The organism is Mesorhizobium sp. CA13 (genome assembly GCF_020165235.1).
Classification (GTDB): Bacteria; Pseudomonadota; Alphaproteobacteria; order Rhizobiales; family Rhizobiaceae; genus Mesorhizobium.
In genome coordinates this window covers 219,742-235,978 of sequence record NZ_JAIUHS010000006.1, presented here as the reverse complement: position 1 = coordinate 235,978, position 16,237 = coordinate 219,742, and the positions used below count along the sequence as shown (strand labels likewise).

Below are 16,237 nucleotides of genomic sequence, written 5' to 3'. Positions count from 1 at the left end.
GTGCAGCATTGTCAGACGACGACTGTTACGATCAGCCAGAGCGCCGAACCCAGCATAGCAAGCGAAGCCTTAGCGCCACCGGTTCGCTCCGCCGTCCGCCAGACGGCGGAAGTCAGAAAGATGTTGTAGGGCACCGGCGCGAAATGCACCGCCATCACAAGACCGAGCGGCATCTTCAACCCCAGCAGAATGAGCGCCGCCACGGACGATGCAATGTTGATCGCCGTGCCGACGAGCACCATATCGCGCCAGAACAGCCGGTCGAGCCGCACTTGGCCGAGCCAGCGTGAGCGAAAGAAGGATCTGACGACCCCCGGCGTCACCGGATGTCTATCCCTGTCCCAGAACTTCGGTGACGGCGCGCTCGAAACGTGAGCATTCGGTCACCAGCCAGTCGGTCATGGCCGGCCAATTGTCCTCGGCAAAGCAGTTGACCCGCCACTGTGAATTGATGCCGAGGTTTTGTGCGCTCTGTTCCGGCCTGAGCTTCAGCCGCTCCTCGATTGCCGGCTGGAACCGCCTGAGGCGCGCCCAGACGTCGGTTGCGCCAAGCTTCTCGTTGCGGCCGAAGAAGACGCCGACCACATTCTCGCTCGGCGCCACGTACATGGAGAGCACCAGCGCGAATTCCGGCAGCCCGCGCTGCCAGAACCAGGGCCCTCGCCTCGCCAGCCGGGTCCTTTCTTCCGGGTGACGCTCGGCAAACAGCGTCCAGAAGCCGCGTTGGCGGAACTCCGAGGCCCTTCGGCCACCGAAGTCGAACTCACTCATCGCCGACCCCGGCCGTCACGAGATGCCTCGCCTTACACCATGCCGAGGGCGGCCTTGTAGAGGTCCAGGATGGACTCCTCCTCCTGGCGCTCGGCCTGGTCCTTCTTGCGCAGCCGGATGATCGCGCGCATCGCCTTGGTGTCGAAGCCGGTGCCCTTGGCCTCGGCGAACACTTCCTTGATGTCGTCGGAAATGGTCTTCTTCTCCTCCTCGAGCCGCTCGATGCGCTCGATGAAGGCACGCAACTGGCCGGCGGCAACAGTCTGGCTGGTCTCTGTGATATCGTCGGCCATGTTTTTCTCCAAAAAAATCGGTGTTTCGCCGCGACTCGGGGGAACCGTGCCGCCGCAAATTTCTGCGGTTCGATGCCCGACCGGGGACCGCGGGTCAAGCGGTTATCGAACAGGCCGTCAGGGCTGCCGACAGAAGCCGACAGTCTGTGGCTCTCTCTTGCGAGCTCTCAATTGAAGGCGATCAGCAGGTCCTTGGCATCGATCTGGTCGCCGGCCTTGACCAGCACCTCGGCGACCGTGCCGTCACGCTCGGCATGCAGCGCCGTTTCCATCTTCATCGCTTCGATGGAGAGCAGCACGTCGCCGGCCTTGACGGCCTGGCCGGCGGCCACCGCGAGCGCCGAGACGACGCCCGGCATCGGCGCCCCGACATGCGCCTCGTTGCCGGGTTCGGCCTTGCGCCTTGCTTTCGCGGCGGACGCGCCATGCGCCCGGTCGGGCACCTTGACGCGACGCGGCTGGCCGTTGAGTTCGAAGAACACGGTGACCATGCCCTTGTCGTCCACGTCGCCGATCGCCTGGCAGCGTACGACCAGCGTCTTGCCTTTCTCGATGTCGACGAACACCTCGTCTTCCGGCTTCATGCCGTAGAAATAGGTCGGCGTCGGCAGCACGCTGACGGGACCGTAGGTTTCCTGCGCGGCCGCGAAGTCCGAGAAGACCTTCGGATACATCAGCCAGGAAGCGAACTCGTATTCTGAGAGCTTGCGCTCGAGCTTCCGTTCGATCTCCTTGCGGCTGGCCTTGAGGTCCGCCGGCTTCAGCAGCGAGCCCGGCCGCGCCGTGATCGGCCTGTCGCCCTTCAGCACTTTCTTCTGCAGCGCTTGCGGCCAGCCGCCAGGCGACTGGCCGAGATCGCCGCGCAGCATCGAGACGACCGAGTCCGGGAAGGCGATGTCCCTTGCCGGGTTCTCGACGTCGGCGACGGTGAGGTCCTGGCTGACCATCATCAGCGCCATGTCGCCGACCACCTTGGACGACGGGGTCACCTTGACGATGTCGCCGAACATCAGATTAACGTCGTGATAGGTCTGCGCCACCTCGTGCCAGCGCGTCTCCAGCCCAAGCGAACGCGCCTGTTCCTTGAGGTTCGTGAACTGCCCGCCCGGCATTTCGTGCAGGTAGACTTCCGACGCCGGCCCCTTGAGGTCGCTTTCGAAGGCGGCATACTGGTTGCGCACCGCTTCCCAGTAGAAGGAGATCCTCCGGATCCATTGCGGGTCGAGCCCGGGATCGCGCTCGGTGCCCTTCAGCGCCTCGACGATAGAGCCGAGGCAGGGCTGCGAGGTGTTGCCGGAGAACGCATCCATCGCCGCGTCGATGGCGTCGACGCCGCTCTCCACCGCCGCCAGAACCGTTGCCGCTGAGAGCCCCGACGTATCGTGTGTGTGGAAATGGATGGGCAGGTCTGTCGCTTCGCGCAGCGCCTTGAACAGCACGCGCGCCGCGCTCGGCTTCAACAGTCCGGCCATGTCCTTGACCGCTATGATGTGGGCGCCGGCCGCCTCGAGCTCTTTCGCCAGCCCGACATAATATTTCAGGTCGTACTTCGCCCGCGTGGGATCGAGAATATCACCGGTGTAGCAGATCGCCGCCTCGATCAGCTTGCCCTCGGCGCCGACCGCGTCCATGGCGACGCGCATGTTCTCGACCCAGTTCAGGCAGTCGAACACCCGGAACAGGTCGATGCCGCCCGATGCCGCCTGTTTGACGAAATGCTGTACGACATTGTCGGGATAGTTGGTGTAGCCGACGCCGTTGGCGCCCCGCAGGAGCATCTGCAGCAGGAGGTTGGGCGCCGCCTCGCGTACCAGCGAGAGCCGCTCCCAAGGATCCTCGGTGAGGAAGCGCATGGCGACGTCGAAGGTCGCGCCGCCCCAGCATTCCAGCGAAAGCAACTGCGGCAGGGCACGCGCATAGGTGCCCGCTATGCCGGCGATGTCGTGCGTGCGCACACGCGTCGCCAGCAGGGATTGATGGCCGTCGCGCATCGTCGTGTCGGTGACCAGCACCTCTTTTTGCGTGCGCATCCAGGCGGCGAATTTTTCCGGACCGAGCACGTCAAGCTTCTGCTTGCTGCCGCCGGGCACATTGCCGTTGAGGTAGGGTACCACGGGTGCGGCGGCATCGGCTTTCGGCTGCGGCCGGCCGCGCGTCTCGGGATGGCCGTTGACGCTGACGTCGGCAAGATAGTTGAGCAGCTTCGTGGCGCGGTCCTGGCGCTTGACCTGCTCGAACAGCTCCGGGGTCGTGTCGATGAACCTGGTCGTGTAGGAATTGTCGGCGAAGCTCGGGTGGTTGATGATCGCTTCGAGGAACGTCAGGTTTGTGGCCACGCCGCGGATGCGGAATTCGCGCAGCGCCCGGTTCATGCGTGCGATCGTCTCGGCCGGCGTCGGCGCCCATGCGGTCACCTTTTCCAGCAACGGGTCATAGAAGCGGGTAATGACCGCGCCCGAATAGGCGGTGCCGCCATCGAGGCGGATGCCGAAGCCGGTGGCGCCGCGATAGGCGGTGATGCGGCCATAGTCCGGGATGAAATTGTGCTCGGGATCCTCGGTGGTGATGCGGCATTGCAGCGCGTGGCCGTTCAGCCTGATGTCCTTTTGTGCCGGAACGCCCGATTCCGGCGTGCCGATGGCGAAGCCGTCGAGGATGTGGATCTGCGCCTTGACGATGTCGATGCCTGTCACCTGTTCGGTGACGGTGTGCTCGACCTGGATGCGCGGATTGACCTCGATGAAATAGAACTTGCCGGTGTCGGCGTCCTGCAGGAACTCGACCGTGCCGGCGCCGATATAGCTGGTTTCGCGCGCGATCTTCAGCGCATGGCCGCAAAGCTCCTGGCGCAGCTCCTCGCTGAGATAGGGCGCGGGCGCCCGCTCGACGACCTTCTGGTTGCGGCGCTGGATCGAGCAGTCGCGCTCGAACAGATGCACCGCGTTGCCACTGGTATCGCCCAGGATCTGCACTTCGACATGGCGGGCGCGCTCGATCAGCTTTTCGAGATAGACCTCGTCCTTGCCGAAGGCGGCTTTCGCCTCGCGCTTGCCCTCCGTGACTTCGCGGGCGAGATCGGCCTCGGCACGAATGGCGCGCATGCCGCGGCCGCCGCCGCCCCACGAAGCCTTCAGCATCAGGGGATAGCCGATCTCCGTGGCAAGTTTCTTGACCGCCTCCATGTCGTCCGGCAACGGATCGGTGGCGGGAATGACAGGCACGCCGACCTCGATGGCCAGATTGCGCGCCGCGACCTTGTTGCCAAGCCGGCGCATCGTCTCCGGCTTGGGCCCGATGAAGGTAATCCCGGCTTCGGCGCAGGCCTCGGCGAATTCGGGGCTTTCCGACAACAGCCCATAGCCCGGGTGGATCGCATCGGCGCCCGACAGCCTGGCGACGCGGATCACCTCCTCGATCGAGAGATAGCTTTCGATCGGCCCCATGTCCTTGTTGAGATGCGGCCCGCGCCCGACCTGGTAGCTCTCGTCGGCCTTGAAACGATGCAACGAATATTTGTCCTCCTCGGCCCAGATCGCCACCGTTTTGAGGCCGAGTTCATTGGCCGCGCGGAACACGCGGATGGCGATTTCGGACCGGTTGGCGACGAGGATCTTCGTGATGGCCAAGGATTGGGCTCCAGCAGCGGAAGGGAAGAGCAAGCGGCGCCATGATTAGCGTGAAAATGCTGCAGTGCAAACAAAATTTGACGCACGTTTAAATCGATTTAAAGCCGATTCTTCGCCTCGAGCGTGGCCCCAAACGGCTGAACATCAGCGGAAAGTTTCCGCTCGCTTCAAAAACGAGGATCCCCGCTAGCCGATAAACGCGCGATCGTCGGCTCCGCAAAAGAAAATGCCCGGCGCAAGGCGCCGGGCATTCCGCGAAGTCAATGTCGACAGGCTTACATCTTCTGGACGTAGGTGTACTTGCCGTCGTCGCCCTTCTTCCACTCGTACATGACGTAGCCGGGCAGCGTCGGGTCGCCCTTGGCGTCGTAGGAGAGGTCGCCGAGCACGGTCTTGAACGGACCCTTCTCATGCAGCGCCTTGGCAACTTCCTGCGGGTCGTTGGACTTGGCAGCGGTGGCTGCTTCGGCGATCGCCTGCATGGCTGCGTAGGAGTAGAGCGTATAGGCCTCCGGCTCGAAGCCCTGTGCGCGGAACTTCTCGACCAGTTCCTTGTTCGCCGGGATCAGGCGAGGATCCGGACCGAACGTGTTGAGCGTGCCCGCAACCGCGTCGCCAGCGATCGAAGCCAGTTCGTTCGACACGATGCCGTCGCCGGAAACCAGCGTGGCCTTGAGGCCCTGGTCGGCCGCCTGGCGGATGATCAGGCCGGCTTCGGTGTGCAGGCCGCCCCAGTAGATGATGGAAACGCCGGCTTCCTTCATCTTGGCGATCAGCGCCGAGAAGTCCTTGTCGCCGACATTGACGCCTTCATACATGACTTCCTTCACGCCCTTGGCGTTCATCGCCTTCTTGGTCTCGTCGGCAAGGCCCTGGCCGTAGGTGGTCTTGTCGTGCACGACGGCGATCTTGGCGTCCTTGAAATTGGCCGCCAGATAGGCGCCGGCGATGCCGCCCTGCTGGTCATCGCGTCCGCAGGTGCGGAACACGTTCCATAGACCGCGCTCGGTGAACTGGGGATTGGTCGCGGCAGGCGTGATCTCGACGATGCCGTTTTCCGCGTAGACTTCCGACGCCGGAATGGAGACGCCCGAGTTGAAGTGGCCGACCACGAACTTGACGCCGTCGCCGACAAACTTGTTGGCGACCGAAATGCCTTGCTTCGGATCGGAGACGTCGTCGCCGACTTCGAGCTTGATCTGCTCGCCATTGATGCCGCCCGCCGCATTGATATCGGCGACCGCCTGCTCCGCGCCCTTCTGCAACTGTGCGCCGAAGGCGGCATTCGGACCCGTGATCGGGCCAGCAACGCCGACCATTAGATCAGCCCACGCATTGCCGCTGAACGCGATCAGCGCGGTCAGGGCGACGGCGGACAAAAGTGATTTTTTCATTTAAACGCTCCCATTAACGGAGTGGGCGTGGATGAAGCTTTCATGCGATGCCCACCCTTATCGCAGAAAGCATAGTTTGCCGATTTTCAGGCACTTGTCACGCCGATTCATCCCCGAAACGGCGTTAATGATGAACGTCAACCTTTCGGTTTCCAGCTCAAGATTGAAGCTCTTTCGTAGAGCCAATTATATTGTGTCACCATCTGGTTGGTTCGTGTGTATTGATAGCCGACAAAGCCGAGGATCATCAGCACGATGGTGTCGACGACATAGTAATGCAGCGAGAACATCGTGCCGTTGAACAGCGCGTGATGGATGAAGCGGATGCCGATGCCGAGACCCAGCAGATAGGCGAACAGCTGGACGAAGCTGCGCCAGGTCTGGGCGCTGGCCTTGCCGGTCATCCAGGCCGCCCAGCCGCCGAGCAGGCAGGTGACGAAGAAGAACTGCCAGATGGACGGTTCCTCGTAGAGAATGCCTTGCATGGTAAGGACTCCTGAACTCAGTGATGGCCGCCTTCGAGATAGGCGGCGCGCACTTCCGGATTGGCGAGCAGTTCCTTGCCGGTGCCGCTCATGGTCACATTGCCGTTGACCATGACATAGCCGCGCGTCGCCAGCTTCAGCGCGCCGAAGGCGTTCTGCTCGACCAGGAACACGGTCAGCCCCTGCGTGCGGTTCAGCTCGCGAATGGCATCGAATATCTGTTTGACGATCAGTGGCGCAAGACCGAGCGACGGCTCGTCGAGAAGAAGCAGCTTCGGCCGCGCCATCAGCGCGCGCCCGATCGACAGCATCTGCTGCTCGCCGCCCGACAGCGTGCCGCCGCGCTGGGCGATGCGCTCCTTCAGGCGCGGGAACAGCGCGAACACCTTCTCGACGTCCTCGTCATAGTGCTTGAGGTTGTCGAGGCTGGCGCCCATCTGCAGGTTTTCCATCACCGTCATGCGCGGGAAGATGCGCCGGCCTTCCGGCGACTGGGCGATGCGCAAGCGCGCGATCTCGTGCGTCGGCAATTGGGTGATGTCGGCGCCGGCGAAGGTGATGGTGCCCGCGCGGGCGCGCGGCGCTCCAAAAATGGTCATCATCAGCGTCGATTTGCCGGCGCCGTTGGCGCCGATCAGCGCCACGATCTCGCCCTCGTTGACGGTGACGTCGACGCCGTTCAGCGCACGGATGTTGCCGTAATAGGTCTGCACGCCCTTGATATCGAGCAGCGTCTTCCCGGCCATCACTTGCCCCCTCCGCGCTTGGCCCGAACGGGCTTACCCGCTCCTGTCGCGGGCTTTGCTGCCTGCTTACCGGAAGCATGGCTCGTCGCCACCTTGCCGGCATCGACGCGGCGCGAGAATTCCGTGTCCTTGCCCTGGCTAAGCAGCTTGGCCTGCTTGACCCATTCTTCGCGGGCGATACGTCCGTCAAAGGCGAGATACGATTCGACGGCCTCGACATCGGCCTTCTTCCAGGCGCCGATCTGGTCGAAGTGGAAGATGCCGTGTTCGTTGAGCTTCTTCTCGTTGACCGCGCCGATCCCCTTGATGCGGGTGAGATTGTCGGCTTTGCCGCCGCGGGGCGCCGCGAGGCGGTTCGAGATGCCCGCGGCCTTCGCGGCCGGTGTCTTGGCCCCTGTCTTGACGCTCGCCTTGGTGGCCGGCTTCGCCGCCGGCTTGGCCCGCGAAGCAGGTGCTGGCGCGACAGCCTTGCTTGCAACGGTCGCCGCTCGCGCATCGACCTGCGCCGCCTTCGAGGCCCCCTTCGACACGGTGACGCGCTCGCCTTGGCTGTGGCCGACCGTATCGCTCACCGGGCCCGCGAGATAGGACGACGACGTTCCCGGACCATGCGCGGCATCGGGACCGGTATCGAGTTGCTCGATGACGTCCTCGTCGCCGACTTCGGTCAGCACGGTCTCGACCTCCTCGTCGTCGACGCCGAGATAGGCGGCGATGACGCGCGGATCGGTGCGCACCGACTGCGGATTGCCGTCGGAGATCTTGCGGCCGTATTCCAGCACCACGACGTGATCGGAGATCTGCATGACCACCGACATGTCGTGCTCGATCAACAGGATCGAGGTGCCGGTGTTGTTCTTGATGTCCATCAGCAGGTCGTTGAGCGCGGCCGATTCCTTTGGATTGAGACCGGCAGCGGGCTCGTCGAGGCACAAAAGCTCGGGGCCGGTGCACATGGCGCGCGCGATCTCGAGGCGCCGCTGCGCGCCATAGGGCAGGTCGCCGGCCGGATCGTCGGCGCGGTCGACCAGATCGGCCTTTTCCAGCCAGTGCTTGGCGAGTTCGACGGATTCGGCCGAGGCCTTGCGGTAGCCGCTGAAGCCGAACAGGCCGAGCACCGTATAACCCGAAGCCTTCATCAACTTGTTGTGCTGGGCGACGAGCAGGTTCTCGAGCAGCGTCATGCCCGAGAACAGGCGGATGTTCTGGAAGGTGCGCGCCACCTTGGCGCGCGCCGGGATCTCATGGTTGGGCAGCCGTTCGAGCAGGTAGCTCGAGCCGTCCTGCCTGGTGAGCGTGATCATGCCTTCCGACGGCTTGTAGAAGCCGGTGATGCAGTTGAACACGGTGGTCTTGCCGGCGCCGTTGGGCCCGATCAGCGCCGTGATCTCGCCGCGCCTGGCGGTGAAGGACAGGTCGCCGATCGCGACCAGGCCGCCAAACTTCATCGACAGGTGTTCGACCTTCAGGATGGCGTCGCTCATGGAGGGGTTCGCGTTCATCAGCCGTGCCCCTCCTTGGTGAAGGAACTTGAGACAGCCCTTCGCACCTTGAGGAAGGCGGTCGGCTCACGGCTGCCGACAAAGCCGCGCGGCTTCCACAGCATGACGATCACCATGGCCATGCCGAACAGCAGCATACGGTAGAGTTCCGGCGTGAAGTCGGGCCCGAAGACCTGCTTGAGGAAGTCGAGTTCGCGCAGCACCTCGGTGCCGCCGATCATGACCAGAGCCGCAACGGCAATGCCGACCAGCGACCCCATCCCGCCAAGCACGACGATGGCCAGGATGATGGCCGATTCCAGGAAGACGAAGGATTCGGGGCTGACGAAGCCTTGCCGGGCGGCGAAGAACGAGCCGGCAAAACCGCCGAACATGGCGCCGGTGGCAAAGGCGGTCAGCTTGGTGGTCGTGGTGTTGATGCCGAGCGAGCGGCAGGCGATCTCGTCCTCGCGCAAGGCTTCCCAGGCGCGGCCGACCGGCATGCGCCTCAGCCTGATCGTGACGAAGGCCGTGAGCAGCGCCAGCCCCAGGATCAGGTAATAGAGGAAGATCTTGTAGTAGGCGCTCGACGTCGCGATGTTCAGCACCTTGCCGATGTAGTTCGGGTCCGAGACGTTGAAGCTCATCAGGCCGAAGAAGGTGACCTTCGGGATGCCGGAAATGCCGGCCGAGCCGTTGGTCACCTCGCGCCAGTTGATGATCACCAGCCGGATGATCTCGCCGAAGGCAAGCGTCACGATCGCCAGGTAGTCGCCGCGCAGGCGCAGCACCGGAAAACCGAGCAGCACGCCCCAGAAGGCGGCCATGGCGCCAGCGGCCGGCAAGAGGATCCAGAAGGAGAGGCCGTACTGCGTGCCGAGCAGCGCATAGGCATAGGCGCCGACCGCATAGAAGGCGACATAGCCGAGGTCGAGCAGGCCGGCCAGGCCGACGACGATGTTCAGTCCCCAGGCCAGCATGACATAGATCAGGATCTGGATGCCGAAATTATCGACCCATTTCAGCGACCCTTGCAGCCCGCCGACGAGCGACCACGACATCAGCGACAGCATGCCCACGACAATGATCGGATAGAGCACCAGTGCGGCAATGCCGAGTTTTGTGAAGTTGGCATGAATGAAGCCGCGGAAATAGTAGATCACGCAGGCCAGCGCGTAGATGACCGCCAGGGCACGCAGGAATTGCAGATAGCCGGCCGGCTCCGCCCCTACCCAGCCGACGAGAGACCTGCTGAAAACGAACAGCAGCGCCGCGACGATGACGGCCACGATGAAGGCTGGAAAGAGGAAGAAGCGCGACGCCACGCTGGCCGGCAGCAAACCGGTGGCGACGTCGGCGATCTTCTGGTTGGCCAAAAAGGGCTGGCCGTAGGCGACATAGAGGAAGCGTCCGACGGCCGTGGCGATGACCACTGCGGCGAGCAGGCCCCAGCGCTGCACCAGGATCAGCTCGTTTGAGATGTTCTGGTCGGTCTTGAGCCCGATGAACAGCACGAACAGGCCGAGCGCGATGGCACCGGCATAGAAGGCCTCGCGCAAGGCGCGTTGCATGGGCGTGGCGGCGACGGTGTCGCGCTCGGGAGATACGGTGACGGCCATGATCTCAGACCTTTTCGACTTCTGGCCGGCCGAGAATGCCGGAAGGCAGGAAGATCAGCACGATGGCCAGGATCGAGAAGGCGGCGACATCCTTGTAGTCGATCGAGAAATAGGCCGACCACATGCTCTCGATGAAGCCGATCAAAAGGCCGCCCAGGACCGCGCCCGGCAACGAACCGATGCCGCCCAGCACCGCTGCGGTGAATGCCTTCACGCCGGGCACGAAGCCGTCCGAGAAGGCGATGACGCCGTAATACATCAGGAACAGCGTGCCGGCGACCGCGGCAAGTGCAGCGCCCATGATGAAGGTGATCGAGATGGTGCGGTCGACATCGATGCCGAGCAGCGCCGCCATCTTGCGGTCCTGCTCGCAGGCGCGCTGCGCCCGGCCAAGCGAGGTCTTGTTGACCAGGTACCAGAACAGCACCAAGAGCAGCGCGGTGACGACGACGATGATGATCTGCTTCAGCGACACGCTGATGCCTTCGATGTTGTAGACCTTCGACACCATCGGCGGGATCGGCTTGTTGCGCGGGCCTTGCGTCACCTGCACGAAGTTCGACAGCGCGATCGACATGCCGATGGCGGTGATCAGCGGCGCCAGCCGGAACGAGCCGCGCAGCGGCCTGTAGGCCACCTTCTCGATCGTCCAGTTGTAGAGGCTGGTCAGCAGCATCGCCACGATCATCATCACCAGCAGCGCGATGACCACGGGAACCGAATAGAACAGGGCACCCAGGATGAGGAAAACGATCAGCGCCGTGAAAGCGCCCACCATGAAGATATCGCCATGAGCAAAGTTGATCATGCCGATAATGCCGTAGACCATCGTGTAGCCGATCGCGATCAGCCCATAGATCGATCCCAGCGTCAGCCCATTGATAAGCTGCTGGACAAAATACTGCATGTGTACATGGCTCCCCTGGAATGTCGCCCATGCAGACGCATTCCTTTTCGTATTTCCCCTAGTCGTAAAGTTTCGAGGCGGGATTGCAACGTCATTTTTTGATCGTCATGCGTGTTTGCAACTGCACGCCGTTCGATTGCCCGTTTTTTCGCACCCGCCCCCTGGACTATCGCGGACCCTATCATTGGCATAACGCAATGTCTTTGACGATTAAGCGTCATCATGCGCTCCATTTCGAAGAAATCGCCGTCAAAATAAGTTGATGAGACGATTCGTTGCGCTCGTGACAGCAATCCTTTTTGTCCTTCCCGACCTTCCGCAGCGTGATGAATCGCTTATTTGACGACGAAGCCGTGTGCGAACGGATCGCGGTCATCGATGAAGATCGTGTTGAGCCCGGTCATGCGCGCCCAGCCGCCGATCGAAGGAATAATCGCCGGCTTGCCCCCGACCGTGACGTCCTTTTCAACCTTGCCCTTGAACAGCGAGCCGATGATCGATTCATGGACGAACGCATCGCCGGCCTTGAGCTTGCCCTTGGCGTGGAGCTGCGCCATGCGCGCCGAGGTGCCTGTGCCGCACGGTGAGCGGTCGATCGCCTTGTCGCCGTAGAAGACCGCGTTGCGCGCGTCCGCACCCGCCACCGTCGGCTCGCCGGTCCACAACATGTGCGACAGCCGGTTGATGCCCGGATTCTCCGGATGCACGAACGAGTATTTCTCGTTGAGCCGCTGCCGCACCACCGGGCTCCAGGCGATGAGATCGCCCGCCGAATGGTCTGCCATGTCGCGATAGTTTTTCTGCGGCTCGACGATGGCGTAGAAATTGCCGCCATAGGCGACGTCGACGACGATCTCGCCGAGCCCGGGGCATTCGACCGTCAGGCCCTCGGCATGGAGGAAGGAGGGCACGTTGGTGATGCGCACCTCCTCGACATATTCGCCGACCTGTTTGTATTCGGCGATGACCAGGCCGGCCGGTGTGTCGAGCCTGAGCACGCCGGGCGTCTTCGGCTTGATCAGCCCGTGCTCGATGGCCATCGTCACCGTGCCGATGGTGCCGTGGCCGCACATTGGCAGGCAGCCCGAGGTCTCGATGAACAGGATGGCGATGTCGCAATCCTCGCGCGTCGGCGGGTAGAGGATCGAGCCGGACATCACATCGTGGCCGCGCGGCTCGAACATCAGGCCGGTGCGGATCCAGTCATATTCGGCCAGGAAATGCGCGCGGCGCTCCATCATCGTCGAACCTTGGAGCAGCGGGCCGCCGCCGGCGACCAGTCGCACCGGGTTGCCGCAGGTGTGGCCGTCGATGCAGAAGAAGGATTTCCTGGCCATGACGCTCCTCGAAAATTCAAAACCGTTGTGGACTGAAGGGGGCCACGTTGATCGGCGGAGTCTGCCCCAGGACAAGCTCGCGGATCAACCGTCCCGTCGCGGCAGCCTGGGTCAGGCCAAGATGGCCGTGGCCGAAAGCGTAGACCACCGGCCGGCTTCCCGATGCGCGGCCGACGACAGGCAATGAATCCGGCAGCGAGGGACGGAATCCCATCCATTCGCGTCCGCCCGAAGGATCGAGGCCCGGCAGGAAGTCTTGAGCCTTGCGCAGCAGCGCCTTCGAGCGCGCGTAGTTGGGCGGCCGCTCGATGCCGCCGAGCTCGACCGCGCCGCCGATGCGCAGGCCCGTGTCGAGCGGCGTGATGACGAAGCCTTGGCCGGAGAAGATCAGCATCCGCTTCACCTCGAAGGCGGTCTTTGGCAATGTCGTGTTGTAGCCGCGCTCGGTTTCGAGCGGAATGCGATCGCCGAGCTGCCGCGCCAGCAGATGCGACCAGGCGCCGGCGGTGACGACCAGGTGCCGGGCTTGCCGCGTCGTGCCGTCGGCCAGCGTCAACGTCGCGCCGTTCCCGTCCGCAGCGACGCCGGCGATGCGGGCCTTCTCGAACCGCGCGCCCCTGAATTGCGCATAGTCCCAGATCGCCTTGCCGAGCAGTTTTGGATCGGCGACCGTCTTCCAGCCCGGCACGAACGTGCCCTTGCCGAAACGCGGCGACAAGCCGGGCTGCAGCTCCGCCAGCTCCTCGCCGCCGACATGGCGGAAGCCGATGCCGAAGCGCTGGCGCGCCGCCCAGCCGGACAGCGAGGCCTGGAATTCGGCTTCGCTTTCGTAGAGTTCGAGCGAGCCATCCTCGCGCAGCATCCGCCTCGTGCCGGAGCGGTCGAGCAGGCCCATCCATTCGGCCTCGGCGAGCGCCATCATTGCGGCCTGCGCCGCCAGGCCAGCCTCATAGTGCTTCGCCGAGCCGGCACGCCAGAAGCGGATCAGCCAGGGCAGCAGCTTTGGCAGGTAGGCGGGCGGGATGGCGAGCGGGCCGAGCGGATCGGCCAGCCATTTCGGCAATTGCCGGATCATGCCCTTGTGCGCCAGTGGCAGCACGTCGGAAAAGGCGAAGGCGGCGGCATTGCCGGAGCTCGTCTCCTCGCAGATGCCGGTGCGGTCGTAGACCGTGACGTTTCGCCCCGCCTCGGCAAGAAACGCCGCCGCGCAGATGCCGATGATGCCGCCACCGACGATGGCGATATCCATTGCTTCTCCCTGTTCACGGGGAGAAGACGCCCGCAGGGCGGGGCGCCGCCGCGCTTCCGTCGATTTGGAACTTCCTGTCACGTGGGCGCCGCCTCTCGGAAGAAAGCCTCAGAACGCCGGCAGCGTCGGCCGCACCGCCAGTGCGTCCTTGACGACCTTCTCGACCGCCTTGCGGCGCTCTCCCGACAGCGGCTGGCGCGGCATGCGGACGCGGTCATTGGTTTGGATGGCGAACACCTCGGCAAGCTTGATGTTCTGCACCAGATAGGTCGAGACGTCGAGGTCGAGCAGCGGCCGGAACCAGCGATAGATGGCGAGCGCCTCTTCGCGGCGACCCTGCTTCATCAGCTGATAGATGGCGACGGTTTCGCGCGGGAACGCGGTGACGAGACCGGCCACCCAGCCGATAGCGCCGACCGACAGCGCCTCGAACGCCAGATTGTCGACGCCGGTGAACAGGTCGTAGCGGCTGCCCAGGCGATTGATGATCTCGGTCGAGCGCCTGATGTCGTCGGAGGATTCCTTGATGGCGACGAAGCGCTCGTCCGACGCCAGCTCCTCCATCTGGTCGACCGTGACATCGACGCGGTAGGCGAGCCGGTTGGAATAGATCATGACCGGCAAGTCGCCGGCCTCCGCGACGGCGCGCAGCGCCGCCACCGTCTCTTCCGCATTGGTATGGTAGATCGGGCTGGGCACCACCATCAGGCCGTTGGCGCCTTCCTTGGCGGCGCGGCGGGCGATGCTGGCGGCCTCGCGCGTCCCGGCCTCGTTCACCGTCAGCAGCACCGGTTTCTTGCCGGCCACCTTCTGCGCGGTTTTCAGCACTTCAATTTTCTCGTCATGCGACAGCATCGGCCCTTCGCCGAGCGATCCGCAGACGATGATGCCGTCGCAGCCGGCCTCCATCTGCAAGCCGAAGCAGCGCTCCATTTCGGCATGGTCGAGGCGGTCGTCCGTGGTGAATTTGGTCGTGACGGCTGGAAAAACTCCGGTCCACATGGTCATCGCTCCTCTGATATATCAGGCGTATATCTATTAAGAAAGCCGCTGTCAACACGGATTCCCCTATGATATATGCAAAATATATCAGGAGACCGCCTTTGATATCCATGCAAATGAGCACTGCGTTCGAGCCAGCTGCGACCAAGGCTTACCGCATGCTCGAGCATATGATTGTCACGCTCGAACTGGCGCCAGCGAGTTTCGTCACCGAAGGCGGCCTGATCGAGAAGCTGGCGCTCGGCCGTACGCCGGTGCGCGAGGCGATCCAGAGGCTGGCCTGGGAAGGGCTGCTGGACGTGCGGCCACGCGCGGGCATCGCCATCGCGCCGCTGCACCCCGGCGACTGGCTGCGCGTCCTCGACGCGCGCCGCGGCGTCGAGGTGGTGCTGGCCCGCTCCGCGGCGCGCTTCGTCACCCGCGACGCAGCCGACCTCTTCCACGATGCCGCGCTTGCTATGCAGAAGGCTGTCATCTCCGGCAACGTGCTTGCCTTCATCCAGGCCGACAAGATGCTGGACGAGGCGCTGGCACGGGCTGCCGACAATCCGTTCGCGGCCAGGCTGGCCGCCCCGCTGCAGACCCACAGCCGCCGCTTCTGGTTCCGCTACAAGGCCGATACCGGCCTGGCGGAATCGGCCGAGCATCACGTCGCGCTGATCCGCTCGATTGTCGACGGTGACGAGGAAGCCGCCGCAAAGGATGCCAAGCGGCTGATGGCATTGCTGCGCGGCCATGCCGAGGCGGCCGCCACACGTTGAAGCATGCCGCCGACACCGATTTCGGTTCGGGACAGTGCATGCCCAAGACTACGCGTCGGCTGAACCGCTCCGACGCAATGCGGCTCAGGCTCCTGGCAAGGCCGCCTTGATCGTCGGGCTGTCCCAGCCCTCGCCCACGGACAGGATGCAACTCTGGCCCTTGGTGTCGGAGGCGAGGACGGTCCAACTGCCCTGTTCCGAAACGAACACCTCAAGGACCACGTTGGGATTGATCAGGCCACGCCCGGCCTCGCTTTCGTGGAAATTCTCGCCGAGCGCCTTGACGATGTCGGCGCGTGCCGCACATTGGCCGGCTGCATTCGCCGGCCCTATCGATAGCGCCGCCGCGGCGCATAGCAGCATGGACATAAGACGTTGTGCCATCGGACACCTCCTTGCGCCCAACGATGCGATGCTAACGGTCAGCCGTCGGCGCTCTGGTTGCCTGTCATGCCTCCTCCAGGGCAGGATCGTAGCTCTAAGTCCTGGCGCCCTCGCCGGTTCCATCACATTAGCGTTTGCAAAATAAATGGCCCGAGCCAGGGGACTCGGGCCGTAGATTTTGG

At 63.7% G+C, this 16,237-nt stretch carries 15 protein-coding genes; 1 reads left to right on the top strand and 14 read right to left on the bottom strand.

The window, feature by feature from the left end; all coding sequences use genetic code 11:
• Positions 1-11: 11 nt before the first annotated feature.
• The 13 genes from LB566_RS16860 to LB566_RS16800 form a co-directional block, all read right to left on the bottom strand.
• Entirely contained in the window at positions 12-323 is a 312-nt protein-coding gene (locus LB566_RS16860; protein ID WP_224625210.1) for a hypothetical protein, read from the bottom strand.
• Between the two features lie 7 nt (positions 324-330).
• Positions 331-771: a DUF4268 domain-containing protein gene (locus LB566_RS16855; protein WP_140550817.1), complete on the bottom strand. Its 441-nt coding sequence runs from the start codon at positions 769-771 to the stop codon at positions 331-333.
• Between the two features lie 32 nt (positions 772-803).
• The gene (locus LB566_RS16850; protein ID WP_140493089.1) at positions 804-1,064 is read right to left on the bottom strand and encodes a DUF2312 domain-containing protein; all 261 of its coding nucleotides are present in this window, start codon (positions 1,062-1,064) and stop codon (positions 804-806) included.
• 167 nt (positions 1,065-1,231) lie between these two features.
• Positions 1,232-4,690, bottom strand: coding sequence for a pyruvate carboxylase (gene pyc / locus LB566_RS16845; RefSeq protein ID WP_224625209.1), 3,459 nt, complete (start codon positions 4,688-4,690; stop codon positions 1,232-1,234).
• Between the two features lie 275 nt (positions 4,691-4,965).
• Positions 4,966-6,084 (bottom strand): branched-chain amino acid ABC transporter substrate-binding protein, encoded by a 1,119-nt coding sequence (locus tag LB566_RS16840; protein WP_140550815.1) that lies wholly within the window; start codon positions 6,082-6,084, stop codon positions 4,966-4,968.
• Between the two features lie 137 nt (positions 6,085-6,221).
• Positions 6,222-6,569, bottom strand: coding sequence for a DUF6867 family protein (locus LB566_RS16835; protein ID WP_140493080.1), 348 nt, complete (start codon positions 6,567-6,569; stop codon positions 6,222-6,224).
• A gap of 17 nt (positions 6,570-6,586) precedes the next feature.
• On the bottom strand, positions 6,587-7,315 hold the full coding sequence (locus tag LB566_RS16830; protein ID WP_140493077.1) for an ABC transporter ATP-binding protein: 729 nt from the start codon (positions 7,313-7,315) through the stop codon (positions 6,587-6,589).
• A complete protein-coding gene (locus LB566_RS16825) occupies positions 7,315-8,817 on the bottom strand; it encodes an ATP-binding cassette domain-containing protein (RefSeq protein ID WP_224625208.1) in 1,503 nt (500 codons plus the stop codon). Before LB566_RS16825 ends, LB566_RS16830 begins: the two co-directional genes overlap by 1 nt.
• Entirely contained in the window at positions 8,817-10,367 is a 1,551-nt protein-coding gene (livM, locus tag LB566_RS16820; protein ID WP_411910485.1) for a high-affinity branched-chain amino acid ABC transporter permease LivM, read from the bottom strand. Before livM ends, LB566_RS16825 begins: the two co-directional genes overlap by 1 nt.
• Positions 10,368-10,419: 52 nt before the next feature.
• Positions 10,420-11,322, bottom strand: coding sequence for a branched-chain amino acid ABC transporter permease (locus LB566_RS16815; protein ID WP_140493067.1), 903 nt, complete (start codon positions 11,320-11,322; stop codon positions 10,420-10,422).
• A 335-nt stretch (positions 11,323-11,657) separates the two neighbouring features.
• Complete coding sequence (locus tag LB566_RS16810) at positions 11,658-12,659, bottom strand: 4-hydroxyproline epimerase (protein WP_224625206.1); 1,002 nt, start codon at positions 12,657-12,659, stop codon at positions 11,658-11,660.
• A gap of 16 nt (positions 12,660-12,675) precedes the next feature.
• Positions 12,676-13,908, bottom strand: coding sequence for an NAD(P)/FAD-dependent oxidoreductase (locus tag LB566_RS16805; RefSeq protein ID WP_224625205.1), 1,233 nt, complete (start codon positions 13,906-13,908; stop codon positions 12,676-12,678).
• A 108-nt stretch (positions 13,909-14,016) separates the two neighbouring features.
• Positions 14,017-14,910: a dihydrodipicolinate synthase family protein gene (locus LB566_RS16800; protein WP_224625204.1), complete on the bottom strand. Its 894-nt coding sequence runs from the start codon at positions 14,908-14,910 to the stop codon at positions 14,017-14,019.
• A 116-nt stretch (positions 14,911-15,026) separates the two neighbouring features.
• Here LB566_RS16800 and LB566_RS16795 point away from each other — a divergent pair, with 116 nt between their 5' ends.
• Entirely contained in the window at positions 15,027-15,671 is a 645-nt protein-coding gene (locus LB566_RS16795; RefSeq protein WP_224625203.1) for a GntR family transcriptional regulator, read from the top strand.
• An 84-nt stretch (positions 15,672-15,755) separates the two neighbouring features.
• Here the strand turns inward: LB566_RS16795 and LB566_RS16790 are convergent, their stop codons facing one another.
• Positions 15,756-16,055, bottom strand: coding sequence for a hypothetical protein (locus LB566_RS16790; protein WP_140517526.1), 300 nt, complete (start codon positions 16,053-16,055; stop codon positions 15,756-15,758).
• Positions 16,056-16,237: the final 182 nt, after the last annotated feature.

Bases quoted from the DNA above. Each gene is read 5' to 3' on its own strand.
- LB566_RS16830 (WP_140493077.1), bottom strand. From the start codon at position 7,315: ATGGCCGGGAAGACGCTGCTCGATATCAAGGGCGTGCAGACCTATTAC.
- LB566_RS16825 (WP_224625208.1), bottom strand. From the start codon at position 8,817: ATGAACGCGAACCCCTCCATGAGCGACGCCATCCTGAAGGTCGAACAC.
- LB566_RS16855 (WP_140550817.1), bottom strand. From the start codon at position 771: ATGAGTGAGTTCGACTTCGGTGGCCGAAGGGCCTCGGAGTTCCGCCAA.
- LB566_RS16850 (WP_140493089.1), bottom strand. From the start codon at position 1,064: ATGGCCGACGATATCACAGAGACCAGCCAGACTGTTGCCGCCGGCCAG.
- LB566_RS16790 (WP_140517526.1), bottom strand. From the start codon at position 16,055: ATGGCACAACGTCTTATGTCCATGCTGCTATGCGCCGCGGCGGCGCTA.
- LB566_RS16840 (WP_140550815.1), bottom strand. From the start codon at position 6,084: ATGAAAAAATCACTTTTGTCCGCCGTCGCCCTGACCGCGCTGATCGCG.
- LB566_RS16800 (WP_224625204.1), bottom strand. From the start codon at position 14,910: ATGTGGACCGGAGTTTTTCCAGCCGTCACGACCAAATTCACCACGGAC.
- livM (WP_411910485.1), bottom strand. From the start codon at position 10,367: ATGCAACGCGCCTTGCGCGAGGCCTTCTATGCCGGTGCCATCGCGCTC.
- LB566_RS16835 (WP_140493080.1), bottom strand. From the start codon at position 6,569: ATGCAAGGCATTCTCTACGAGGAACCGTCCATCTGGCAGTTCTTCTTC.
- LB566_RS16805 (WP_224625205.1), bottom strand. From the start codon at position 13,908: ATGGATATCGCCATCGTCGGTGGCGGCATCATCGGCATCTGCGCGGCG.
- LB566_RS16810 (WP_224625206.1), bottom strand. From the start codon at position 12,659: ATGGCCAGGAAATCCTTCTTCTGCATCGACGGCCACACCTGCGGCAAC.
- LB566_RS16795 (WP_224625203.1), top strand. From the start codon at position 15,027: ATGAGCACTGCGTTCGAGCCAGCTGCGACCAAGGCTTACCGCATGCTC.
- LB566_RS16815 (WP_140493067.1), bottom strand. From the start codon at position 11,322: ATGCAGTATTTTGTCCAGCAGCTTATCAATGGGCTGACGCTGGGATCG.